This is a genomic window from Pseudomonas coleopterorum (genome assembly GCF_900105555.1).
Classification (GTDB): Bacteria; Pseudomonadota; Gammaproteobacteria; order Pseudomonadales; family Pseudomonadaceae; genus Aquipseudomonas; species Aquipseudomonas coleopterorum.
This window is the reverse complement of record NZ_FNTZ01000001.1, coordinates 4,234,896-4,258,400: the sequence shown is the minus strand read 5'-3', so window position 1 is coordinate 4,258,400 and position 23,505 is coordinate 4,234,896. Positions and strand designations below refer to the sequence as shown.

The window sequence follows — 23,505 nt, the reverse complement described above, 5'->3', positions numbered from 1 at the left end:
TTCATGTTGCGTAGAGACATGTAGGGATACCGAAGGGTAGGGCGCGGTCCGTGCGACACAGAAAGGAGCATCGCTGCTTATCGGTCGAACGTGAAAAGTCTTGAGGGGCTGGCGTCATTGCAAATGGCCAGACCCATGAAGACCGATGAACGGGACGAACCGAATGACGATCGGTAGGTCCATCGAGGTCCTATCAAAGCTGGCCCGAGCGAGATTTTTTCTTTATCGTTCGCGCCCCCTGAAAAAGTGTTGGAAATAGCTAATGTTGGAAGCGTCTCTGAATCAACTGGAAAGCCTGGTAAACGAGCTGGTGAAGCACAACCGGGAACTGGCCGAACGCAATGCACAACTGGCCGGCGAGCTGGCTCAGGCCAAGGATGACAATGACACGTTGCAGCTCAACCTGCTGGAACATGAAGAGAAGCAGGGCGCGACCACTGCGCGCATTCAGGCTCTGGTCGAGCGCGCTGCCGCGGCAGCGGTATGAACCTTGACGACGGGGTCGAGGTCTTCTCGATTCTGGGCAACGAATATTCAGTGAAAGCGCCGCCCGGCGAACAGCAGGCGCTGCGTCAGGCGTTCGGCATGCTCGAACGCACCTTGGCACAGACCAAACGCAGTCACCCGACATTGGTCGGCGACCGTCTGCTGGTGCTGGCCGCGTTGAACCTGTGCCAGCGCCAGGTCGAACTGAGCCAGGGCCATGCCCAGGCCATGGACCAGTGCAAAAGCCGGATCGATGCCTTGGTCAGCCGTTGCAGCGACACTGGAAACTGATCCACCCAGGCAGCAGGGCGGTCCTCCCCTGGGGTCCGCCGCCCACCCCTCGCGGGTAGCGTGTTGCCCTGCGCTCTGCGAAAATCCCCCCACTTTTCTGCCGGATGTTGACATGACTGCCCTCAAGAACGACCGCTTCCTGCGTGCCCTGCTCAAGCAACCCGTCGACGTCACCCCGGTGTGGATGATGCGCCAGGCCGGTCGCTACCTGCCCGAGTACCGCGCCAGCCGGGCCAAGGCCGGCGACTTCATGAGCCTGTGCAAGAACCCGTCGTTCGCCTGCGAGGTCACGATGCAGCCACTGGAGCGTTACCCGCTCGACGCCGCCATCCTGTTCTCCGACATCCTTACCATCCCCGATGCCATGGGCCAGGGTCTGTATTTCGAAACCGGCGAAGGCCCGCGCTTCAAGAAAGTCGTCAGCACCCTGGCCGACATCGAAGCGTTGCCGATCCCCGACGCGCAGCAGGATCTGGGCTACGTCATGGACGCGGTCAGCACCATCCGCCGCGAACTCAACGGCCGGGTGCCGCTGATCGGCTTCTCCGGCAGCCCCTGGACCCTGGCCACCTATATGGTCGAAGGCGGCTCGTCCAAGGACTTCCGCAAGACCAAGGCCATGCTCTACGACCAGCCCCAGGCCATGCACCTGCTGCTGGACAAGCTCGCGCAGTCGGTCACCAGCTACCTCAACGGCCAGATCCTGGCTGGCGCCCAGGCGGTGCAGATCTTCGATACCTGGGGCGGCAACCTGTCCGCGGCGGCGTATCAGGAGTTCTCCCTGGCCTACATGCGCAAGATCGTCAGCGGCCTGATCCGCGAGCACGAGGGGCGCAAGGTGCCGGTCATTCTGTTCACCAAGAACGGCGGCCTGTGGTTGGAAAGCATTGCCGACGCCGGCGCCGACGCGTTGGGTCTGGACTGGACCTGCGACATCGGCGAAGCCCGCCGCCGCGTGGGTCACAAGGTCGCACTGCAAGGCAACATGGACCCCACCGTGCTGTACGCCAAGCCCGAAGCGATCCGCGCCGAAGTGGCACGGATCCTTGCCAGTTATGGCCAGGGCACCGGCCATGTGTTCAACCTCGGCCACGGCATCACGCCGGAAGTGGATCCAGAGCACGCCGGTGCCTTCATCAGAGCCGTGCACGAGTTTTCGGCGCAATACCACGGTTGACATCCTGCCGTGTCGACTCCTGACGCGGCTTGCACCGCTGCTACAGCAACACCCGCCCCTGTAGCAGCGGCGCAAGCCGCGTCGGCGGTGTACGCGGTGCATCCGGACGGCCCGCGTCGAGGCCTGACGCGTTGCCTCCGCTCTAGAGCTTCGACATCCCCACCGGCTGCAACTTCGCCAACTTCGCCGCCACCACCAACGCCACCGTCAACAACCCCGCGATAAACCCGCCCACCCCCGTCCAGCCGCCGTAATGCCAGGCCATGCCCCCCGCCGTCCCGGCGACGCTCGATCCTGCGTAATAACTGAACAGATACAACGAAGACGCCTGCCCCTTGGCCGTCAACGCCCGGCGGCCGATCCAGCTGCTGGCCACCGAATGCGCGCCGAAAAAGCCGAAGGTGAACATCAGCATCCCCAGCAGGATCACTGGCACCGGGCTGAACAAGGTCACCAGCAACCCGGCGAACATCAGCACGATGCTCATCCAGAACACCTTGCGCCGCCCGTGCTTGTCGGCCAGTGAACCGACCTGCGCCGAGCTGTAGATGCCGGCCAGGTACACCACCGACAGCAACCCCACCAGCGCCTGGCTCATGTTGTAGGGCTCGGCCAGCAGGCGGTAGCCGATGTAGTTGAACAGGGTGACGAAGCTGCCCATCAACAGGAACGCTTCGAGGAACAACCACGGCAGGCCGGCGTCCTTGAAGTGCATGGTGAAGCCTTCGATCAAACCGCGCGGATTCATCCTGCGTGCGCGGAAGTTGCGCGATTCGGGAAGGATTTTCACGAACACCGCTGCTGCAACCAGTGCCAGCCCGCCCACCACCAGCAGAGCGGTGTGCCAGCTGACGAAGTCGATCAGCACGCCGGTGATCAAGCGTCCGCTCATGCCACCGATGGCATTGCCGCCAATGTACAAACCCATGGCCAGGCCGATGTGCTGGGGGTGTATCTCTTCGCTCAGGTAGGTCATGGCCACCGCCGCGAGGCCACTTAGGCTAAGCCCGGTGAGGGCGCGCAACAGCAGGACGCCGTCCCAGCTCGGCATCAAGGCGCTACCGATCGTGCATGCCGCAGCGCAGAACAGGGCCGCGACCATGACCGGCTTGCGGCCGATGCTGTCGGAGATCGGCCCGGTGATCAACAACCCGATGGCCAGCATCCCGGTCGCCACCGACAGCACCAGGCTGCTCTGGGCGGCGTTGATGCCGAACTCGTGGGACAGGATCGGCATCATCGGTTGCACGCAATACAGCAGGGCAAAGGTGGCGAAGCCGCCGCTGAACAAGGCGAGGACGGTCCGCAGGAACTGCGGGGTGCCTTTTTCGATGTACTGCTCGTTGAAGGATTCGGCGTTTGGATGAGGGGTATCAACAGCTTGCGCAGGAGGCGCGACAGCAGTCTTCACGGTGACCTCGAGATTGGGGCGGCAGGAGTAGGAAAACTATATAGCTGGCTAATGATTCCTGCCAACACCCCGCGCGCTCGTTGCAGCAGATTGTAGGAAAAATCCGAGAACGAACATCCCGGCGCGCTAGCAACTGTAATATTCTGGTCACTACACTCGAGGCTTTGCCTGTCATGGAGGGGTATCGATGCGGCGCGTGGTGTTCAATCAGAAAGGCGGCGTGGGCAAATCCAGCATTGCCTGCAACCTGGCGGCCGTGAGTGCCAACGAGGGCTTTCGCACGTTATTGATCGACCTCGATGCCCAGGCCAACTCCACCCAATATCTTACCGGGTTGACCGGTAACGATATTCCGATGGGCATCGCGGATTTCTTCAAGCAGATCCTGTCGTCCGGACCGGCCAGCAAGAAAGGCAAGGTGGATATCCACGAGACGCCCTATGACAACCTGCATGTGGTCACGTCTTCCGCAGAACTGGCCGACTTGCAGCCAAAACTCGAAGCCAAGCACAAGATCAACAAGCTGCGCAAATTGCTGGACGAGCTCAGTGAGGATTACGACCGGATCTATATCGACACGCCACCGGCGTTGAATTTCTATGCCGTGTCGGCCTTGATCGCAGCGGACCGTGTGTTGATTCCCTTCGACTGCGACAGCTTTTCCCGACATGCGCTATACGGTCTGCTCGAAGAGATCGCAGAGTTGAAAGAAGACCACAACGAAGGCCTGGAAGTGGAGGGCATTGTGGTGAACCAGTTCCAACCTCGCGCCAGCCTGCCTCAGCAGATGCTCGACGAACTCATCGCGGAGGGCTTGCCCGTGCTGCCGGTTTACCTGAACAGCTCGGTCAAGATGCGCGAGTCCCATGAGCTGAACACCCCGCTGATCCACCTGGATCCGCGTCACAAGCTGACCCAGCAATTCGTCGAGTTGCACGACCTGCTCGAAAAAGTCTGAATCTGCGCCGAGCCTAACGCACTCCGCCTGACCCACCGCACCGCTCGCCGACGCGGCTCGCGCCGCTGCTACAGAAACACCGCGATCCCTGTAGCAGCGGCGCAAGCCGCGTCCGGCCTCAACGCGGTCCTCCAGATGCACCGCATGCACCGCCGACGCGGCTCGCGCCGCTGCTACAGAAACACCGCGATCCCCTGTAGCAGCGGTGCAAGCCGCGTCCGGCCTCAACGCGGTCCTCCAGGTACACCGCATGCACCGCCGACGCGGCTCGCGCCGCTGCTACAGAAACACCGCGAGCCCCTGTAGCAGCGGCGCAAGCCGCGTCCGGCCTCAACGCGGTCCTCCAGGTACACCGCATGCACCGCCGACGCGGCTCGCGCCGCTGCTACAGAAACACTGCGATCCCCTGTAGCAGCGGTGCAAGCCGCGTCCGGCCTCAACGCGGCCTTCCAGGTACACCGCATGCACCGCCGACGCGGCTCGCGCCGCTGCTACAGAAACACCGCGATCCCTGTAGCAGCGGCGCAAGCCGCGTCAGGGCCGCTATGCGATTCTTCAGGTTCCTACCGATCAACTATGCCTTGGGCGCGTAGCCATCCCACTAACTGGGGCAGCGGCATTGCACCGCTCTGCCGCGCGACTTCCCGGCCATTCTTGAACAGGATCAAGCTCGGTATCGAACGAATGCCCAATTGCGTGGACAACTGCGGGTTGGCCTGGCTGTCCAGCTTGGCCAGTCGGCATTGGCCCTGCAGTTGCTTAGCCGCCTGTTCGAATACCGGTGCGAAGGACTTGCACGGTCCGCACCAGTCGGCCCAGACGTCCACCAGCAATGGCAGGTCGCCTTTGATCTGGCTGGCATAGTCGCCTTGAGTCAGCTCGAAGGGTGTATCGAGCAACACCGCCGCCTTGCACCGCCCGCACTTGGGCTGGTCTTTGAGGCGCGAAGCAGGAATGCGGTTGAGCCCGTTGCAATGCGGGCAGGGGATTACCAGTGAGTCGCTCATGCCGGGCTCCGGTTGCACAGGTGAATCGGGTATGGGGTGGCGTTTCGTCGAGCTGCACCCAAGTGGGGCTTGTAAGACTGAAGGTTCGATCGACCATGCCACTGCTCAATAGCGCACGAGTCAATCATGGCATCACCGCCTTGAGTTCATGCTCAAGGCTGCGCTGCACGAACTGATTGATGCTGACGCCCAGCGCAGCTGCTGCTTCAGTGACCTGGGCATGCAGCGTCTCAGGCAGCCGGAGCTGAAACTTCCCTGAGTAGCATTTGACAGGCTCGATCCCTTCCTCAGCACACACTTGCAGAAATACTCGCAGCGACTCGGCGCCTTCGGTCTTCAATGCGCTGACGCTGTCGGCGTGAAAGTCCGCACCGCCATTCAGATTGATGAACTCCCCGCGAAAAGTCCCGACTTCCGGGTCGTACTGGATGACGGCCCGATGGCCGTCGATGATCATGATGTTGTTCATGGTTCGATTCCGTTGACTGCCAGCCAATTGCGGATGCTCGCCACTGCGGCCTTGTCGGTTTCCGGGGACGGATGAGGGCGATCGAACACCCGCACGGTCCCGAAAAGGACTACCGCCACTCGGGAGCCTTCTCGCTCTTGCACCTTGCCACCTAATTCGATGAACAATCGCTCGATGCGTGACCAGCGGATCGTTCCTGACACAGGGCGAGCTTAGATCGCATCAAGCACGTCAATGTGTTTGAGCTTCGAAGGGTTCATCGTAGCGCTCCGTACTCTAAAATGGTACCAAAAAAAGGTACCGCTTCAGACATGGGTTTCGGGGCACACGATGATGGGCTGGTTGCAACGAAACGACAGTTGGACAGGCTTGAAAGCGATGTAGGCGGTGTCCGATGCATGCCGTTGATGATAGAGAGTCAGCCACCCCTCACGACGAACAACTGATCTCCAGATGCTTGCCCCACTCCGGTGGCCGTTCCGCGTAGCGCTCCATGCCCGGTTGCGCCTCGAACGGATTCGAGAGCACCTGATGCAGCCGCCGCACCTCGGAGTAGTCGCCGTCTTCGGCGGCATCGATGGCTTTTTGCGCCAGGTAATTGCGCAGAATGTACAACGGATTGACCTGATTCATGCGCTCGGTACGACCGTCGCTCACATCACGATCCATACGCGCCTGATAATCGGCCGCCCAGGTATCGAAGCTCTGGATGTCGACGAAGTCATCGCGCAGTTCGGACAGCGCGCCGGCTTCGCCCAGGCGCCGGAAGAACAGGTTGTAATCCACGCCACTGTTCTGCATCAAGCCCAGCAGACGTTCGACCAGCAGCTTGTCGCCGTCTTCGGCCAGGGTGAAGCCCAGTCGCCGCCGCATGATGTCCAGATAGGCAGCCTCGTACAGTGGCAGGAACAGCCCCAATGCTTCCTGCAACGCCGGGACCGCGATCAAGGGTGTCAACGACTGAGCCAGGGCGCTCAGGTTCCAGTGCGCCACCGGCACCTGGTTGCTGAAGCTGTAGCGGCCTTCATGGTCGGAGTGGTTGCAGATGAAGTTCGCGTCGAAGTCATCCAGGAAGGCGAACGGTCCGAAGTCGAAGGTAATGCCCAGAATCGACATGTTGTCGGTGTTCATCACCCCGTGACAGAAGCCGTAGGCCTGCCATTGCGCGATCAGCTCGGCGTTGCGCTCGACGATCTCGCGGAACATGTCCAGGTAGGGCTCAGGCTGGGTCGCGCAGCCGGGAAAATGCGCCGCCAGCACATGGTCGACCAACTGTTTCTGCAGTTCGGATTGGCGGGTGTAGTAGAAGTATTCGAAATGACCGAAACGCACGTGGCTCGGCGCAAGGCGCAGGAGCATGGCGGCGCGTTCCTGCTTTTCACGCCATACCGGGGTGTCCGACGCGATCACGCACAGGGCGCGGCTGCTGGGAATGCCCAACGCATGCAAGGCTTCGGAAGCCAGGAACTCGCGAATCGAAGAGCGCAGCACCGCGCGGCCATCGCCTCGGCGCGAGTAGGGCGTGGGCCCGGCGCCCTTGAGATGCAGGTCCCAGTGTTCGCCGGCGTCGTTGTACACCTCGCCGAGCAGTACGCCGCGGCCGTCGCCCAACTGAGGGGTATAGCCGCCGAACTGATGACCCGAATAGATCATTGCCCGCGGCTCGGTTTCGCTCCACAGCTTATGACCGCTGAACAGCTCGGCGAACAGCGGCGTCTGGGCACACGCAGGGTCCAGGTCCAGCAGACTCATGGCTGCATCGCTGGCCACCACCAGCCGTGGGTTGTCGATGGGCTCCGGCAGAACGTGAGTGGAAAAGACGTCGCCCAGGCGGGCGAAGCGGTTGTCGAAAATCAGTTCGTCGAGGCCTTTCATGTGCGTTCTCCGTGGGCGTAGTGCGCTCAGTCAAGTTTCGAGGGGGGCGGCTGGGGTGCGTCGACGACCCGAGGCGTGCTCGGCGGCTCCGCCTGTGCAGGCGTGGCGGCCGGCTGCAGGGTGCCGGTGCTCTCGCCTGGCTCGGCGGGCACCAGCTTGTACTCTTTGCCGGTGGTGTTCTTCAGGTAGATCTCCATCTGCCGGAACGAAATGTTGATGTTCTGGCGCTTGAATTCCTTGTTGATGAACCGGTTGATTTCATCCAGCACCGGGTTGCGGTCGCCCAGGTCACGCACGTGCATGCGCAGTTCGTGGTCCAGGGTGCTCTCGCCGAAGTTGAGGAAATACACCAGCGGCTCCGGTTCCTTGAGCACCCGTGGATTGTCCCGTGCCGCTTTGAGCAGCAGGGTCCGCACCAGGTCCAGGTCCGAGCCGTAGTCCACGCCCAGCTTCAAGGTCACCCGGGTGATGGTGTCGGTCAGCGACCAGTTGATCAGTTGCCCGGTGATGAAGGTCTTGTTGGGGACGATGATGTCCTTGCGATCGAAATCGGTGATGGTGGTCGCGCGGATACGGATCTTGCTCACCGTGCCCGACAGGTTGCCGATGGTGATGGTGTCACCGATACGCACCGGACGCTCGAACAGGATCATGATGCCGGAGATGAAGTTGGCGAAAATCTCCTGCATGCCGAAACCGATGCCCAGCGACAAGGCCGCGACCAGCCATTGCAGCTTGTCCCAGCTCACCCCCAGGGTCGACAGCGTCGATACGAAACCGACACCGGCAATCACGTAGGACAGCAAGGTAGTGGTGGCGTAGGCGCTGCCTTGGGCCAGGTTCAGCTTGGACAGCACCAACACTTCCAGCAGCCCCGGCAGGTTGCCGGCCAGCACGATGGTGATGCCGATGATCATGGCCGCCCCGATGAAGTCGCTCAGGCTGATCGGCACCATGCTCATGGCGGCGCCGGTACCGCTGGTGTATTCGTACAGGGTGATGTTGTCCAGGTAGGCGAACACGCTGATCAGATCGCTCCAGACCCAATACAGCGCGCCGATGAAACCGGCCAGCAAGGCCAGGCGCACCAGACGCAGGGATTGCTGGTTGACCTGTTCGATGTCCAGGGTCGGCTCTTCGGCCACCGGTTCGCCTTCGCCGCTGTCCTTGGCCAGCTGTCGCTTGGCCAGCGCCCGTTGGTAGGCCAGTCGCCGGGCGGCGACGCTCAGCCCTCGCACGAACGCGGCTTCGATGACCAGCCAGATCATCAGCAGGTACAGGGTGTCGATCAGCCGGTCGGTGAGCTTGAGCGCGGTGTAGTAGTAGCCGAAGCAGACTGCGACGAACAGCGCGATCGGCAACGCGGTGAACAGCAGACCGATGGCGCGGCGGAACAGTGAAGCGCTCTTGTGCGTCGGGCTGCTGATCAACAACCGTCCCAGCAACCAGGCCATCAATGCATAACAGGTAAGCACCACGGCGATGCCGAGCACGTCATCGGCCAGCGCCGAGGGTTGCAGTTCGGCCACCGCCACCACCGAAACCAGTGCCAGCACGACGAAGCCCAGGCGGCGCACCCAGCCTTGCAGAAAGGCCACCTGCGCCCGCTCCCAGCGGAAATGCAGCTCGGCAACGCCGCCGGGGGCGAGGATGCGGTAAGCGGTATAGAACACCAGCCACGCCTGAGCGATCTGCAACATGGCCGCGCCCAACCCGGCATTCTGCCCGCGGGCATCGATCAACAGGGCATAGCCGCACAGGGCCAGGCCCAGGGCCATAGGCATGGCCAGCAGAATGTTGATCAGGATAGCGGCAGGCGTATGCCATTGGCGGTCGCGCTTGAAGTGGCCGATGTCCTGATGCACCGCATTGAGTTTCTGGTAGAGAAACGCGCGCTTCCATTGCAGCAGGCCAATCACCAGCAGCAGCGGCAGGAACAGCAAGGGTCGCTGCACCAGGCCGTCGGTCAGTTCGCTCACGCTGGACGCCCAGGGCAGGGTGGTGACCTGGTTTTCCAGGCGTCGCGGCACCGCCTTGAACCACTCGTCATCCAGCGGCTTGTTGCTGGGGATCCAGAACATCTGCTCGTCCAGCGTGGCACGCAGGCTTTGGGCGGTGCTGAGCAGCTGTTTCTGGTTGAGCTGCAGGGTGATCGATTCGTTGAGCAGTGCGCTCAGTTCTCGGTTCAGCCGTTCGAGCAGGTCGCTGCGGGTGACCGCCAGCTCCAGCAGGCTTTTGCGCAACTGCGGCGTGTTCTGGTCCTGCGCCTGATTGGCCAGCAAGTTATCCACATAGGCTGCCGGATTGCTGATGGCTTCCCGCTGTTGGTTGACTTCGAACTGGTACAAACGGATGTCGGCGATCTCATCGGCCAGGTCGCGGTCGACCTTCAGGTGGGGCAGGGCCTGCTTCTGCTTGTAGAGAATCTTGGAGAGCAGCAGGCTGCCCTTGAGCACGCTGATCTGCTCATCCAGGGCCTGGTCGCTCTGGGTCACGCTGTCGAGCTGCTGGCGGGTCTTGAGGTTCTGCTGGGTCAGCTCGTTGAGGCGGTCGGTGCTGCGCAGGAGGTAGTCGGACAGTTTGACGTTGGTCGCACTTTCAGTGGCCAGCACGCTGCTGCCACCGGCCTTCTGTGCTTCCAGCGATTGCTTGGTCACCGTTTCCTGGGACTGCGCCAGACGCTTCTGATTGATCAGCGTCTGCAGGTCCTGGATTTCCTGATCCAGCCGAGTGGTTTTCTCCAGCACCAGATCGTGCCGGGCATTACCCAGGTCCTGCAGGGTGCTGTTGCCGGCCAGTTCCTGGCGGCGCAGGTTGATCAAGGCGCCGATGGAGGCCTGTTCGGCCACCAGCTGGTTGCGAGTGTCGGCCGTCAGCGCCTTGCCGTCGTTCTTGCCCAGCTTGAGGATGCCGTTGATCTGCTGGATGCGGTTCTGGCTGGCGCTGATCTCGGTCTGCGCGCGTTCCGGGCGGGTCTGCGCGGTAATGATCAGGCTGTTGGCATCGGACAGCGCCTTTTGCAGCTCACCCTGTTCGGTGGTGCGCTCGCTGAAGATCTGCTCCAGCTGCGGCACACTCAAGGTCGCGTAGCGCTGAGTCACCGGGATGACCGGCGTGCTCTTGAGGCGGCTCAGCTCGCGCTGCGCCTCCAGGGTCTGCTTGGGGGCATCGGTGAGTTGCTGCTTGAGATCAGCCAGCTTGCGTTCGTTGTCTTCCTGGTTGCCGATCAGGCCCAGGGTCTGCTCGAACACTTGCTGCAGAGCCTTCTGGTCGGCTTCTGGCAGCTTGCGTTCGGCGATCTTGTCGAGGTTCTGCTGCACCGTTTCGCGGTTCAGCGGGTCGGCAGCCTGAACGCTGGCGACAACCATGCACAGCCCCAGCAGGGCTGCGGAAAGAAAATTGCGCATAGGTTAAGAGTCGTACAGCTCGAAGAGAGATGGGCAGTTTAGAGGAAGAGCCCAGGCGCTGGACGACTTCCTTCGGGGAATTTGACGCCCACTTTCATGATCCGGTTCCCGTCCATGACCGCGACGGTCCACAGCGTGCCGTTCCACTCCACGTGGTCGCCGACGATGGGTGCGCCGCCGACCCGTTGCATGATGAAGCGGCTGAGCGGCATCTGCGGGTCGAGACCGTCGAGCTTGAGGCCGTAGAGTGCCGAAACGGCGCCCAGTTCGGCATCGCCTTCGAGCACGAAGTCGCCGAAGAAGCGCAGGTCCAGACCACGTTGCGGCGCGCGGCTGAACAGTTTGCCCAGGGCGGGCAGGTTGTGTTCATGGCCGATCACGCACAGCAGGTCATCCACTTCCAGCACGGTACTGCCCGACGGGTGGAGCAGTTGCTGACCGCGAAACAACGCGGCGATGCGCGTGCCTTCGGGCATCTTCAGTTCGCGCAGGGCGGCGCCGATGCACCATTTTTCCGCGCCCAGGCGATAGACGAACAGCTCCCACTCGCTGGTGATGTGCACTTCGAGGGCCGAGCGGGAGATCGGTGCCGGGTCCGGCGGCACGGTGACCTTGAGCAGCTTGGCCACCCACGGCAGGCTGGTGCCTTGCACCAGCAGCGACACCAGCACGATGAAGAAGGCCAGGTTGAAGAACAGCTGCGCATCCGGCAGCCCGGCCATCAATGGGAACACCGCCAGAATGATCGGTACCGCGCCGCGCAGTCCGACCCAGGAGATGAATGCCTTTTCTCGGCCATGGAAGGCCTTGAACGGCAGCAACCCGACCATCACCGACAACGGCCGCGCGACCAGGATCATCCACAGCGCCAAGGCGAGGGCGGGCAGGGCGATGGGCAGCAGGTCGTGGGGCGTGACCAGCAGGCCCAATACCAGGAACATGCCGATCTGTGCCAGCCAGGCCATGCCGTCGAGCATGTGCAGAATGCCGTGGCGGCTACGGATCGGTTTGTTGCCCATGACCAGACCGCACAGGTAGACGGCGAGGAAGCCGCTGCCGTGCAGGGCGTTGGTCAAGGCGAACACCAGCAGCCCGCCCGCCACCACCAGGATCGGGTACAGGCCGGTGGCCAGGTTGATGCGGTTGACCAGTTGCAGCATGACCCAGCCGCCACCCAAGCCGATGACGCCGCCGATGCCGAACTCGCGCAGCAGGTGGCCCAGCAGGCCCCAATGCAAGCCGGTCTGGCCGCTGGCGATCATGTCGATCAGGGTCACGGTGAGGAACACCGCCATGGGATCGTTGCTGCCCGATTCGATTTCGAGCGTTGCGGTCACCCGCTCGTTCAGGCCCTTGCCACCCAGCAGCGAGAACACCGCCGCGGCGTCGGTGGAGCCGACGATGGCGCCGATCAACAGCCCTTGGATCATGCTCAGGTCGAACAGCCAGGCCGCCACTGCGCCGGTCAGCGCGGTGGTGATCAGCACCCCGACCGTGGCCAGCGACAGCGCCGGCCACAACGCCACGCGAAAACTTGAAACCCGTGTGCGCAAGCCGCCGTCGAGCAAAATCACTGCCAGCGCCAAGTTGCCGACCAGGTAGGCCGTCGGGTAGTTGTTGAAGATGATGCCGCCACCATCCACACCGGCGGCCATGCCGACGGCGAGGATGATCACCAGAATGGGAATGCCCAGGCGCGAGGACAGCGAACTGACCAGAATACTTGCACCCACCAGCAACGCGCCGATCAAGAACAGGCTGTTGATGAAGGTGGCGTCCAAGGGCAGTACTCCGTAAGCAGTGGCAGAACCGGCAACATGCAGGCCTCGTGCCAACGGATTCTAACCCGTGTAAACGCATGTATGTCAAAGGATTTGCCCGGCGCCGCCCATACGTCGCAGGCAAGCGCGCAGGGTCCGCGGTCCACAAACACAACGGGCGCCCTGAGGCGCCCGTTGTGTCGAACCGATCAGCTTCAATCGGTCAGCATCAGCCGATGCTCATCAAGCTGGCGTTGCCGCCGGCCGCAGCGGTGTTCACGCTCAGTGCCCGCTCGATCACCAGACGCTCCAGGCAGATCCCGGTTTCACCCTGGGACAGGCCGTGCACGCCGACGATGGCACCACCGCGTTTGGCGACTTGCTCGCAGACCGCACGCAGCTGATCGGAATCACCGTGATGCAGCACTGCGTCGAACAGCACTTCGTCCTTGTTCCACTCCGGTACCAGCTTGACCCGTGCCTGGACTTCCTTGGGCAGACGGGCGCGCACGGCCTTGCTCAAGGCATTGTCCGGCAGCACTGCGCTGGAGCCCACGGCCATCACCGCCGCCAGTTGCACCAGCAGGTCGGCTTCCACCTCGGCCAGGCACAGCACGTGCTCGCGCGGCAGGATGGTGTAGCTGTTGCGTTCACCGGTCGGGCCATCGAGCAGACGGGTCACGCCGCTCTGCGACTGAATGGCAAATTCGCCGCACAGTTGTGCCAGCTCGGCCTGCTGAGTGCTCGCGGCCCAGGCTTGCAGCGCCTGCAACGGCTTGCCCAGGGCATCGCGCAGGCGCACATCCGGAGCGATCCCGGCGTCGCTGCGCTGGAAAGACTGCGCGATGGCATCGTTGGGTCGGGTCGACAGCAGGCGGTACAGGTACAGCGGACCACCGGCCTTGGGACCGGTACCCGACAAGCCTTCGCCGCCGAACGGCTGCACACCCACCACAGCACCGACGATGTTGCGGTTGACGTAGACGTTGCCGGCATGGACGTTATCGATCACCTTGGCGATGGTCTCGTCGATGCGCGTGTGCACGCCCAGGGTCAGGCCATAGCCGGAAGCGTTGATCTGAGCGATCAACTGATCCAGATCGCGACGCTTGTAGCGCACCACGTGCAGCACGGGACCGAAGATCTCGCGTTGCAGCTCATCGAAGCTTTCCAGTTCGATCAGGGTCGGCATGACGAAGGTGCCGCGCTTGATCTCGGCGCTGTCGGCAATGGCCATCTGGTAGACGTCACGGCCTTTGTCGCGCATCCCCTGGATGTGTTTCTCGATACCGGCCTTGGCCTCGGCGTCGATCACCGGGCCGATGTCCACGCTCAGACGCTCGGGGTTGCCCAGGCGTGCTTCGGCCATGGCGCCCTTGAGCATCTCGATCACACGGTCAGCGGAATCTTCCTGCAGGCAGAGCACGCGCAGGGCCGAGCAACGCTGGCCGGCGGAGTCGAATGCCGAGGACACCACATCGATCACCACCTGTTCGGTCAGCGCCGAGGAATCGACGATCATCGCGTTCTGGCCACCGGTTTCGGCGATCAATGGAATCGGACGCCCTTGCGCATCCAGACGTCCGGCAATATTCCGCTGCAGCAGCCGCGCCACCTCGGTGGAGCCGGTGAACATCACGCCTTTGACCCGCTCATCGCCCACCAGCCGTGCGCCGACGGTTTCACCGCGGCCCGGCAGCAGTTGCAGCACGCCCTCCGGAATGCCGGCATCGAGCAGCAGGCGCACGGCCTGAGCGGCCACCAACGGGGTTTGCTCCGCAGGTTTGGCCAGCACCGGGTTGCCTGCGGCCAGCGCCGCAGCCACCTGACCGGTGAAGATCGCCAGCGGGAAGTTCCACGGGCTGATGCACACCACCGGCCCCAATGGGCGATGGGCGTCGTTGTTGAAGTCATTGCGCGCCTGCACCGCGTAGTAGCGCAGGAAGTCCACGGCTTCACGCACCTCGGCAATGGCGTTGGCGAAGGTCTTGCCGGCCTCGCGGGCGAGCAGGCCCATCAGCGGCTGGATCTCGGCTTCCATCAGATCCGCGGCACGCTCCAGCACGGCGGCACGCTCGGCCGGCGGGGTGGCCTGCCAGATCGGGCCGTTGATCAGCGCACACTGAATGGCGTTGTCGACGTCGGTGACCGTAGCCTCCTGGACATGGCCGACCACGTCGCGCAGGTCGGACGGGTTCAGCACCGGCTGGGCCGGTTCGTTGCTGGCCTCGCAGCCCAGCAGCGGCAGGGCTTTCCAGTCGTTGTGAGCCGTGGCCAGCAGGGCGGACGACAGCGATGCGAGGCGATGTTCGTTGGCCATGTCGATGCCGGCCGAGTTGGCCCGGTCGCTGCCGTACAGATCGCGCGGCAGGGGGATGCGCGGGTGCGGCAAGCCGAACTGGCCTTCCTGGGTCGCCATCCGCTCGATGGTGGCCACCGGGTCGGCAACCAGCTCCTGAATGGAGATGGACTGATCGGCGATACGGTTGACGAACGAGGTGTTGGCGCCGTTCTCCAGCAAGCGACGAACCAGGTAGGCCAGCAGCGTTTCATGGGTGCCGACCGGTGCGTACACACGGCACGGGCGGTTCAGCTTGCCGTCGGCGACCTTGCCCACGACCTGCTCGTACAGCGGTTCGCCCATGCCGTGCAGGCACTGGAATTCGTACTGGCCGGGGTAATAGTTCTGACCGGCAATGTGGTAGATGGCGGCCAGGGTATGGGCGTTGTGGGTCGCGAACTGCGGGTAGATGACTTCCGGCACCGACAGCAGCTTGCGCGCGCAGGCCACATAGGACACGTCGGTGTACACCTTGCGGGTGTACACCGGGTAGCCTTCCAGGCCCTCGACCTGGGCGCGCTTGATCTCGCTGTCCCAGTAGGCGCCTTTCACCAGGCGGATCATCAGGCGATGACGGCTGCGACGAGCCAGGTCGATGACGTAGTCGATCACGTACGGGCAGCGCTTCTGGTAGGCCTGGATGACGAAGCCGATACCGTTCCAGCCGGTCAGCTGCGGCTCGAAGCACAGGCGTTCGAGCAGGTCCAGCGACAGCTCCAGGCGGTCGGCCTCCTCGGCGTCGATGTTCAGGCCGATGTCGTATTGCTTGGCCAGCAGGGTCAGCGACAGCAGGCGCGGGTACAGCTCTTCCATTACGCGCTCGTACTGGGCCCGGCTGTAGCGCGGATGCAGCGCCGACAGCTTGATCGAGATGCCGGGACCTTCATAGATACCGCGGCCGTGGGAAGCCTTGCCGATCGAGTGGATCGCCTGCTCGTAGGAGGCCAGGTATTTCTGTGCGTCGTGCTCGGTCAGCGCCGCCTCGCCCAGCATGTCGTAAGAGTAGCGGAAACCCTTGCTCTCGAATTTGCTGGCGTTGGCCAGGGCCTCGCCGATGGTTTCGCCGGTGACGAACTGCTCGCCCATCAGGCGCATGGCCATGTCGACGCCCTTGCGAATCATCGGCTCGCCGCTCTTGCCGATGATGCGGCTGAGCGACGACGACAGGCCTGATTCATTGTGCGTGGACACCAGCTTGCCGGTCAGCAGCAGGCCCCAGGTCGCGGCGTTGACGAACAGCGACGGGCTGTTGCCCAGGTGCGGGTGCCAGTTGCCGGTGCTGATCTTGTCGCGGATCAACGCATCGCGGGTGCCCTTGTCGGGGATGCGCAGCAGTGCTTCGGCCAGGCACATCAAGGCCACGCCTTCCTGGGAGCTGAGCGAGAATTCCTGCAGCAGGCCCTGAACGATCCCGGCACGACCGCCCGCGCTTTTCTGGTTGCGCAGCTTCTCGGCGATGCGCGCCGCCAGCTTGTTGGTGGCATCGGCCATGTCGGCCGGCAGGCGTGCCTGCTCCAGCAGCATCGGCACCACTTCAGGCTCGGGGCGACGATAGGCGCCAGTGATCGCGGCGCGCAGTACCGACTGCGGCAGGATGCTTTCGGCGAATTCGAGGAAGCACTGATGGGCATGGTCGGGCTGGATGTCGCCCGCATCGTCATTGCCACTCACCCCGGCACTGGTCAGCTCGCTCAGCGTCGCGCCACCTTCCAGCTTCTCCAGGTAGTTGAAGATCGCCTGCTTGATCAACCAGTGCGGCGTACGGTCGATGGACTGCGCGCAAGCCTTGAGGCGTTCGCGGGTCGGGTCGTCCAGTTTGACGCCCAGGGTGGTGGTTGCCATTTCTTGTCCTCATCAGGGCCACGGTGCGTGGCAATAAAGCCGGCGGCAAGATTAGCCGTGCGCTTTGCCGGGTGCAACCAGGTGCAACCTCGATCTCGATGAAAGTTGCACCGCTCGACGGAAAATCTTTTTGCATGGGTTGAATCTGCACAAACCCGGTGCAGATGTGTAGCCGTAAACAGGCAAATGCTCCGAAAGGAAGCACATGCGGGGTGTTTGTCCAGATGTTTCCAAAGGTGCAACTACCTTGCCAAAAGGGTTGCGCCTGTTCGTAGAGCAGGCCTAAAGTTCGGGCCCTTCCATCCAATCGAGACGTTTTGCAATCTGCCGACCCGCACGCGAAGCGCCTGAGCGCGCTCGCTGGCTCATAAAAACAAATCAAGGAGACACCCCATGAGTGTCAGCAACCCCACGCTGATCACCTTCGTGATCTACATCGCTGCCATGGTCCTGATCGGACTGTTCGCCTACCGATCCACCAACAATCTTTCCGACTACATTCTCGGCGGACGCAGCCTTGGCAGCGTGGTCACGGCGCTGTCCGCCGGTGCCTCGGACATGAGCGGCTGGCTGCTCATGGGCCTGCCGGGGGCGATCTACATGTCCGGCCTTTCGGAGGGCTGGATCGCCATCGGCCTGATCATCGGCGCCTATCTGAACTGGTTGTTCGTCGCGGGCCGGCTACGCGTGCAGACCGAACACAACGGCGACGCGCTGACCTTGCCGGACTATTTCGCCGGGCGCTTCGAAGACACCAGCGGTCTGTTGCGGATCATCTCTGCGGTCGTGATCCTGGTGTTCTTCACCATCTATTGCGCATCCGGCATCGTCGCCGGCGCGCGGTTGTTCGAAAGCACCTTCGGCATGTCCTATGAATCGGCCTTGTGGGCTGGCGCCGCGGCGACCATCGCCTACACCTTCGTCGGCGGCTTCCTGGCGGTGAGCTGGACCGACACCGTGCAGGCCACCCTGATGATCTTCGCCCTGATCCTCACGCCCATCGTCGTAGTGCTGGCCACCGGCGGTGTCGACACGGCGTTCCTGGCCATCGAGGCGCAGAACCCGGCCAACTTCGACATGCTGCGCGGCACCACTTTCATCGGCATCGTTTCGCTGTTGGGTTGGGGCCTTGGCTACTTTGGCCAACCGCATATCCTGGCCCGCTTCATGGCCGCCGACTCGGTGAAGTCCATTGCCAAGGCCCGGCGCATTTCCATGACCTGGATGATCCTCTGCCTGGGCGGCACCGTGGCCGTGGGCTTTTTCGGCATCGCCTATTTCTCTGCCAACCCCGGGCTGGCAGGTGCAGTCAATGAAAACCACGAGCGGGTGTTCATCGAACTGGCCAAGATCCTCTTCAACCCGTGGATTGCCGGCGTGCTGCTGTCGGCCATCCTGGCGGCAGTGATGAGCACCCTCAGCTGCCAGTTGCTGGTGTGCTCCAGTGCCCTGACCGAGGACTTCTACAAAGCGTTCCTGCGCAAGGGCGCGTCTCAGCGCGAGTTGGTCTGGGTCGGCCGCATGATGGTGCTGCTGGTGGCGCTTGTCGCGATCTGGCTGGCGTCCAATCCCGACAATCGCGTGCTGGGTCTGGTCAGCTATGCCTGGGCAGGATTCGGCGCGGCGTTCGGGCCGGTGGTGCTGATTTCGGTGGTCTGGAAAGGCATGACCCGCAACGGCGCCCTGGCCGGCATTCTGGTGGGCGCGGTGACGGTGATCCTGTGGAAACACTTCGAGCTGCTGGGGTTGTACGAGATCATTCCGGGCTTCGCGTTTGCCAGCCTGGCCATCGTGATCGTCAGCAAGCTGGGCCATGGTCCGTCACCGGCCATGATCAGCCGCTTCGAACGCGCCGAGGCGGCTTTCCACCAAGGCAAGTGATGCAGTGCCTGGGCGATCGCCTTCGCGGGCAGAGCCCGCTCCCACATGTTCTCCGCCGTCCTGTGGGAGCGGGGCGGGCGGCTGAGCCCTCTGCCCGCCAAAGGGTCACCGCAAAAATTCTGTCTGAAATGCTAGACTCCTGCCCATCTGCAGGAGTCCCCATGAACTATCGTCATGCCTTCCACGCCGGCAATCACGCCGACGTGTTCAAACATATCGTCCTCACCCGGTTGGTTGCGCTGATGTCGCGCAAGGAACAGCCGTTCGCCTATATCGACACCCATGCCGGCCTCGGCCTGTACGACCTGAGCGGCGACCAGGCGACCCGCACCGGTGAATGGCTCGAAGGCATCGCCCGCCTGTGGCAAGCCACCGACCGCCCCGCGCTGACGGACGACTACGTCAAGGTGATCAACCGCCTCAACGCCGAAGGCGAGCTGCGTTACTACCCAGGGTCGCCCGAACTGGCGCGGCGGCTGATGCGCCAGCAGGACCGCGTGCTGCTCAACGAAAAGCACCCGGACGATGGCCAGTTGCTCAAGGACAACATGAAGAAAGACCCGCGGGTTGCGGTGCACCTGGGCGAGGGCTGGCACGTGCCGCGAGCCTTGCTGCCCGTGGCCGAAAAGCGCGCGGTGATGCTGATCGATCCGCCATTCGAACAGCTGGACGAGTTGCAGCGCTGCGCCAAGGCCATGAAGGAAACCATCGGCCGCATGCGCCAGACCGTGGCCGCCATCTGGTACCCGATCAAGGACGATTCGCGCGCCCTCAAGCGCTTCTACCAGGAACTCACCAGCAGCGGCGCGCCCAAGCTTCTGCGCGTAGAGCTGCTGGTGCACCCGCTGGACACGCCACAGAGCCTGAACGGCTCGGGCCTGGTCATTTCCAACCCACCATGGGGGCTGGAAGAAGAGCTCAACACGCTGATGCCCTGGTTGGCCAATCTGCTCGGCCAGAGCCAGGGTGGCTGGAAGATGGACTGGCTGATCGCCGAATGACCCTCAGGGAGTGAGGCACACCCCGGTTCCGCCCAGCCCGCAATAGCCCTGCGGGTTCTTGGCCAGGTACTGCTGGTGATACGCCTCGGCGTAGTAGAAGGTCGGCGCCGGTTCGATCTGTGTGGTGATCTCACCGTGTCCGGCTGCGGTCAGCTCGGCCTGGAAAGCCTCGCGGGTCGCCTCTGCGGCGGCCAGTTGCTGCGGGCTTGTGCAGTAGATCACCGAGCGGTACTGAGTCCCGATGTCGTTGCCCTGGCGCATGCCCTGGGTCGGGTTGTGCGACTCCCAGAAGACCTTCAGCAACGCTTCGTAGGACGTCACCTGCGGGTCGAACACCACCAGCACCACTTCACTGTGCCCGGTCAGGCCCGAGCAGGTTTCCTCGTAGGTCGGGTTGGGCGTCATACCGCCGGCGTAGCCTGCCGCCGTGGTGTACACGCCAGGCTGCTGCCACAAGCGACGTTCCGCGCCCCAGAAACATCCGAGGCCGAAAATTGCCGTTTCCAGTCCCTCGGGAAAGGGACCCTGCAGCGGCTTGCCGTTGACGAAGTGCGCCTCCGGTACACTGATCGCGGTGTCCCGGCCGGGCAGGGCCTGTTGCGCGGTGGGCAAGTCTTGTTTCTTCACCAGAATTTCCGAACGCAGGACCATCGTGCTGTTCCTCTCTCGTGTGCGGGCAAACCCTCAGACCTGCAGTTTGCCCGAATTCGCCAAGAACGTCAGACCGCCGGGCCGCGGGGGTAGCGTTTGAGCCGTTCGATCAGCTCGGCGCCGGGAATCGGCTTGTCGAACAGATAGCCCTGGCCCACATCGCAGCGCTGACGGCGCAGGAATGCCAGTTGCTCGGCGGTCTCGATGCCCTCGGCCACCACCTTGAGCTTGAGGTTGTGCGCCATGGCGATCACGGCCGAGGTGATCTCCATGTCGTCCTGGTTGTCCGGGATCTCGTGGATGAAGCTGCGATCGATCTTGATCACATCGATGGGGAATTTCTTCAGGTAGCTGAGCGAAGAATAGCCGGTGCCGAAGTCGTCCATGGCCAAGGTGAGGCCCAGGCGCTTGAGCTGGTCGAGTTGCTGATGGGTGTCCACGGTGGCTTCCAGCAGCAAGCCTTCGGTCAACTCCAGCTCCAGCAACGAGGCGTCCAGCGCTTCTTCTTGCAGAATATTGGCGATGGAAGCAACCAAGTCGGGGTCGGAAAACTGCTTGGGCGACAGGTTGATCGCCACCTGCAGGCGACCGAGGCCAGCGGCGGTCATGGCCTTGCTCATGCGACAGGCCTGCCGGGCGATCCACTTGCCGATGGGGATGATCAAGCCGGTCTCTTCGGCCACGCTGATGAACTGATCGGGCCGGATCATGCCTTTTTCCGGATGGTTCCAGCGCAACAGCGCCTCCATGCCTAGCAGGCGACCCGAGCGTAGGCAGAGTTTGGGCTGGTAGAACACGTCCAGTTCATTCTGGGTCAAGGCGCGCCGCAGGTTGTTTTCCACGAACAGCTTGTAGCTGGCCTCGGCGTTCAGCGCTTCGGTGAACACCTGCACCTGGTGCTTGCCGTTGGCCTTGGCCTTGTGCAGGGCAAGGCCGGCGTTTTTCATCAGGGTCTGCGGGTCGCGCCCGTGCAGCGGCGCACAGGCCAGGCCCACGGAGCCGGTGACGTTGATCAACTGGTTGTCCACGAACATCGGCTTATCGAGGGTCAGCAGCACCTGCTGGGCGATACGCTGGCCGGCCTCCAGGTCGGTATCGTGCAGCAGCACGGCGAACTCGTTGCTGGCAAAGCGTGCCAGGCTGCCGGCCGGGCTCAGGCTGTTGCGCAGGCGACGCGACAGGCTGACCAACAGCTTGTCACCGGTCTGGTGGCCGAGGCTGTCGTTGATCCGCTTGAAATTATCGATGTCCACCAGCATCAGGCTGATCGGCCGGTCGCTGTCGTGAGCGAAGCTTTCGTCCAGGCTGCGGATGAACGCCGGGCGGTTGCCCAGATTGGTCAGGTTGTCGGTATAAGCCAGACGCTCGATGCGTTGCTGGGCCAGCTTGCTTTGGGTGATGTCCTCATAGATACCGATGTAGTGGGTCAGTTCACGGTCATCGCCGTAGACCTTGGAGATCGACAGCTGCCCCCAATAGGGCTCCAGGTTCTTGCGCCGGCTCTTGAATTCGCCTTGCCAGCTGTTGCCGTTGGCCAGGCTCGATGGTGCGTCGAACAGCAGTTCACTGAGGTTTTCCAGAGCCGGTAGATCCGCCAGGCGCTTGCCGTGGACTTCCTCGGTGCTGTACTGGGTGATCGCGGTGAAGCTGGGATTGACGTACTCCACAACGCCATCGCAATTGACCAGCAAAAAGGCATTGGCACTCTGTTCCACCGCACGTTGAAACAGATTCAAGGCGCTGGTGGCAGCGCGGCGGTCATGGTTGTTGATCACCTGGGCGAATTGGTCGGCAAGCTCGCCGGCGAAGGCAATCTCGTCGGCGCGCCAGACACGTCCGCCGCCACTCTGCTCCAGGCACAGGACACCGACCACTTGACCGTCGATGCGGATACTGGCATCGAGCACGGAGTGGACGTCGCGCAGCGCCAGCAACGGCGCCAACTGGCACGTGCGCCGATCGGTGGCTACATCGCTGGCGTCGATAGCGCGACTGGTGTGCAGCGCCGTCAGATAGTCCGGGTAGTCGCTCAGGTCTACCGCCTGCGGGCAGCCATGGGCCTGGCGCTCGCGATAGTAGGCAGTAATGGGCAGCAATTGCTGACCCTGCAAATTCCACAGGCTGGCGCAATCCACGGCATAGATGTCACAGGCGTTGCGCGTGATCAGCTCCGCCGCTTCGAGCAAAGGCTTGTGAGTGCCGTAGCGCTGCTGGGCCAGGCTCAGGATCAAGGCCTGCTGGGCGCTGGCGCGCTCAAGATGTTGCAATTGTTCGCGTTGCGCCAACTGGTTCAGTTCAAGCGCCATCTGCAACGGACCGCTCACGTCGTTTGGCTGCGCAGCATTGTCGGACACGCTATCGACGGCATCGTCAACGACCACCAGGTAGCCGCGCAACAGCTGTCGATTGCGTTGGCGAAACGCCTCGCCCAACTCCATCAGGTGCAAGCTGCCTTGGTTGCTGTGCAGGGTATAGCGCACGACGTAATGGGTGCTGTCGACCAATTGCGCCTGAATGGCATCGTGCAGACGATGACGGGCCGCCGGCTCCATCAGGCACGCATACGGCGAGCCGGTCAGGGAGCACAGCTCCGCCGCCGGCAGGCCAAAGACGCGCTCGCAGTTCGGATCCAGGAAAAGCAAGGCCCAACTGGCCTCGTTCAGCCGCTCGAAACGCAGCATGCCCAGGCGCGAGGGCACCGGCAACTGCGTCACTACCTCGGCCACCATGCGGTTGGCGGCATCGGGCTGGCTTTTCATTGAACACTCGCTTCAAGAGTACTGGTCGCGCAGAGACGACAATCCCTACAGGCTGGGGTCCCTACAGGCTCGCGCGTGGGGCAAGGTTGCATCATGGCGCTCGGGCTTACAAGCGATACAGTGGCTCGGTGCTTCCATGTTGTCGGCAGGCGCACAAAATTCTGGAATTGGATCCGAAAATACCGGGTG

16 protein-coding genes are annotated in these 23,505 nt (G+C 62.8%); 6 read left to right on the top strand and 10 right to left on the bottom strand.

Features of this window, described 5'->3' with window-relative positions; genetic code table 11:
• Nucleotides 1–262 precede the first annotated feature (262 nt).
• The 3 genes from BLV18_RS19170 to hemE all read left to right on the top strand — a co-directional run bounded on the left by BLV18_RS19170 (nucleotide 263) and on the right by hemE (nucleotide 1,954).
• Complete coding sequence (locus BLV18_RS19170) at nucleotides 263–487, top strand: hypothetical protein (RefSeq protein ID WP_090360952.1); 225 nt, start codon at nucleotides 263–265, stop codon at nucleotides 485–487.
• The gene (locus BLV18_RS19165) at nucleotides 484–777 is read left to right on the top strand and encodes a cell division protein ZapA (protein ID WP_043192387.1); all 294 of its coding nucleotides are present in this window, start codon (nucleotides 484–486) and stop codon (nucleotides 775–777) included. The genes BLV18_RS19170 and BLV18_RS19165 overlap by 4 nt, the downstream gene beginning before the upstream one ends.
• A 112-nt stretch (nucleotides 778–889) precedes the next feature.
• Nucleotides 890–1,954, top strand: coding sequence for a uroporphyrinogen decarboxylase (gene hemE / locus BLV18_RS19160; protein ID WP_049861374.1), 1,065 nt, complete (start codon nucleotides 890–892; stop codon nucleotides 1,952–1,954).
• Between the two features lie 142 nt (nucleotides 1,955–2,096).
• Here hemE and BLV18_RS19155 read toward each other — a convergent pair whose 3' ends face one another.
• Complete coding sequence (locus tag BLV18_RS19155; protein ID WP_090360949.1) at nucleotides 2,097–3,365, bottom strand: MFS transporter; 1,269 nt, start codon at nucleotides 3,363–3,365, stop codon at nucleotides 2,097–2,099.
• Nucleotides 3,366–3,552: 187 nt separating this feature from the next.
• Here BLV18_RS19155 and BLV18_RS19150 point away from each other — a divergent pair, with 187 nt between their 5' ends.
• Nucleotides 3,553–4,323 (top strand): ParA family protein, encoded by a 771-nt coding sequence (locus BLV18_RS19150; RefSeq protein ID WP_090360946.1) that lies wholly within the window; start codon nucleotides 3,553–3,555, stop codon nucleotides 4,321–4,323.
• 563 nt (nucleotides 4,324–4,886) lie between these two features.
• Here the strand turns inward: BLV18_RS19150 and trxC are convergent.
• From trxC to putA, 7 genes are all read right to left on the bottom strand, one after another.
• Nucleotides 4,887–5,330 carry a thioredoxin TrxC gene (gene trxC / locus BLV18_RS19145; protein WP_090360943.1) on the bottom strand — a complete coding sequence of 148 codons (444 nt, stop codon included), beginning with the start codon at nucleotides 5,328–5,330 and terminating at the stop codon, nucleotides 4,887–4,889.
• Between the two features lie 124 nt (nucleotides 5,331–5,454).
• Complete coding sequence (locus BLV18_RS19140; protein WP_090360940.1) at nucleotides 5,455–5,799, bottom strand: type II toxin-antitoxin system HicB family antitoxin; 345 nt, start codon at nucleotides 5,797–5,799, stop codon at nucleotides 5,455–5,457.
• Nucleotides 5,796–6,002: a type II toxin-antitoxin system HicA family toxin gene (locus BLV18_RS22795; RefSeq protein ID WP_208598869.1), complete on the bottom strand. Its 207-nt coding sequence runs from the start codon at nucleotides 6,000–6,002 to the stop codon at nucleotides 5,796–5,798. The genes BLV18_RS19140 and BLV18_RS22795 overlap by 4 nt, the downstream gene beginning before the upstream one ends.
• A 226-nt stretch (nucleotides 6,003–6,228) precedes the next feature.
• Nucleotides 6,229–7,674 (bottom strand): protein adenylyltransferase SelO, encoded by a 1,446-nt coding sequence (selO, locus tag BLV18_RS19130; RefSeq protein WP_090360937.1) that lies wholly within the window; start codon nucleotides 7,672–7,674, stop codon nucleotides 6,229–6,231.
• A 26-nt stretch (nucleotides 7,675–7,700) separates the two neighbouring features.
• Nucleotides 7,701–11,081, bottom strand: a complete 3,381-nt coding sequence (mscK, locus tag BLV18_RS19125) for a mechanosensitive channel MscK (RefSeq protein WP_090360934.1) — start codon at nucleotides 11,079–11,081, stop codon at nucleotides 7,701–7,703.
• Between the two features lie 38 nt (nucleotides 11,082–11,119).
• Entirely contained in the window at nucleotides 11,120–12,862 is a 1,743-nt protein-coding gene (locus BLV18_RS19120; RefSeq protein WP_056844638.1) for a potassium/proton antiporter, read from the bottom strand.
• 208 nt (nucleotides 12,863–13,070) lie between these two features.
• Nucleotides 13,071–17,024 (bottom strand): trifunctional transcriptional regulator/proline dehydrogenase/L-glutamate gamma-semialdehyde dehydrogenase, encoded by a 3,954-nt coding sequence (gene putA, locus BLV18_RS19115; RefSeq protein ID WP_090360931.1) that lies wholly within the window; start codon nucleotides 17,022–17,024, stop codon nucleotides 13,071–13,073.
• A 393-nt stretch (nucleotides 17,025–17,417) separates the two neighbouring features.
• Between putA and putP the strand changes: the two genes are divergently transcribed.
• Both putP and BLV18_RS19105 read left to right on the top strand, forming a co-directional pair.
• Nucleotides 17,418–18,905, top strand: a complete 1,488-nt coding sequence (gene putP, locus BLV18_RS19110; RefSeq protein ID WP_090360928.1) for a sodium/proline symporter PutP — start codon at nucleotides 17,418–17,420, stop codon at nucleotides 18,903–18,905.
• 161 nt (nucleotides 18,906–19,066) lie between these two features.
• Nucleotides 19,067–19,906 (top strand): 23S rRNA (adenine(2030)-N(6))-methyltransferase RlmJ, encoded by an 840-nt coding sequence (locus tag BLV18_RS19105; protein ID WP_090360925.1) that lies wholly within the window; start codon nucleotides 19,067–19,069, stop codon nucleotides 19,904–19,906.
• 3 nt (nucleotides 19,907–19,909) lie between these two features.
• Here BLV18_RS19105 and msrA read toward each other — a convergent pair whose 3' ends face one another.
• Nucleotides 19,910–20,557 carry a peptide-methionine (S)-S-oxide reductase MsrA gene (gene msrA / locus BLV18_RS19100; protein ID WP_090360923.1) on the bottom strand — a complete coding sequence of 216 codons (648 nt, stop codon included), beginning with the start codon at nucleotides 20,555–20,557 and terminating at the stop codon, nucleotides 19,910–19,912.
• A 68-nt stretch (nucleotides 20,558–20,625) separates the two neighbouring features.
• A complete protein-coding gene (locus tag BLV18_RS19095) occupies nucleotides 20,626–23,316 on the bottom strand; it encodes a sensor domain-containing phosphodiesterase (RefSeq protein WP_090360920.1) in 2,691 nt (896 codons plus the stop codon).
• Nucleotides 23,317–23,505 lie beyond the last annotated feature (189 nt).

What these genes read in the sequence shown, in the direction of transcription:
- putP (WP_090360928.1), top strand. Translation starts at nt 17,418, where the DNA reads ATGAGTGTCAGCAACCCCACGCTGATCACCTTCGTGATCTACATCGCT.
- BLV18_RS19105 (WP_090360925.1), top strand. Translation starts at nt 19,067, where the DNA reads ATGAACTATCGTCATGCCTTCCACGCCGGCAATCACGCCGACGTGTTC.
- hemE (WP_049861374.1), top strand. Translation starts at nt 890, where the DNA reads ATGACTGCCCTCAAGAACGACCGCTTCCTGCGTGCCCTGCTCAAGCAA.
- BLV18_RS19140 (WP_090360940.1), bottom strand. Translation starts at nt 5,799, where the DNA reads ATGAACAACATCATGATCATCGACGGCCATCGGGCCGTCATCCAGTAC.
- trxC (WP_090360943.1), bottom strand. Translation starts at nt 5,330, where the DNA reads ATGAGCGACTCACTGGTAATCCCCTGCCCGCATTGCAACGGGCTCAAC.
- msrA (WP_090360923.1), bottom strand. Translation starts at nt 20,557, where the DNA reads ATGGTCCTGCGTTCGGAAATTCTGGTGAAGAAACAAGACTTGCCCACC.
- BLV18_RS19165 (WP_043192387.1), top strand. Translation starts at nt 484, where the DNA reads ATGAACCTTGACGACGGGGTCGAGGTCTTCTCGATTCTGGGCAACGAA.
- mscK (WP_090360934.1), bottom strand. Translation starts at nt 11,081, where the DNA reads ATGCGCAATTTTCTTTCCGCAGCCCTGCTGGGGCTGTGCATGGTTGTC.
- BLV18_RS19095 (WP_090360920.1), bottom strand. Translation starts at nt 23,316, where the DNA reads ATGAAAAGCCAGCCCGATGCCGCCAACCGCATGGTGGCCGAGGTAGTG.
- putA (WP_090360931.1), bottom strand. Translation starts at nt 17,024, where the DNA reads ATGGCAACCACCACCCTGGGCGTCAAACTGGACGACCCGACCCGCGAA.
- selO (WP_090360937.1), bottom strand. Translation starts at nt 7,674, where the DNA reads ATGAAAGGCCTCGACGAACTGATTTTCGACAACCGCTTCGCCCGCCTG.
- BLV18_RS19150 (WP_090360946.1), top strand. Translation starts at nt 3,553, where the DNA reads ATGCGGCGCGTGGTGTTCAATCAGAAAGGCGGCGTGGGCAAATCCAGC.
- BLV18_RS19170 (WP_090360952.1), top strand. Translation starts at nt 263, where the DNA reads ATGTTGGAAGCGTCTCTGAATCAACTGGAAAGCCTGGTAAACGAGCTG.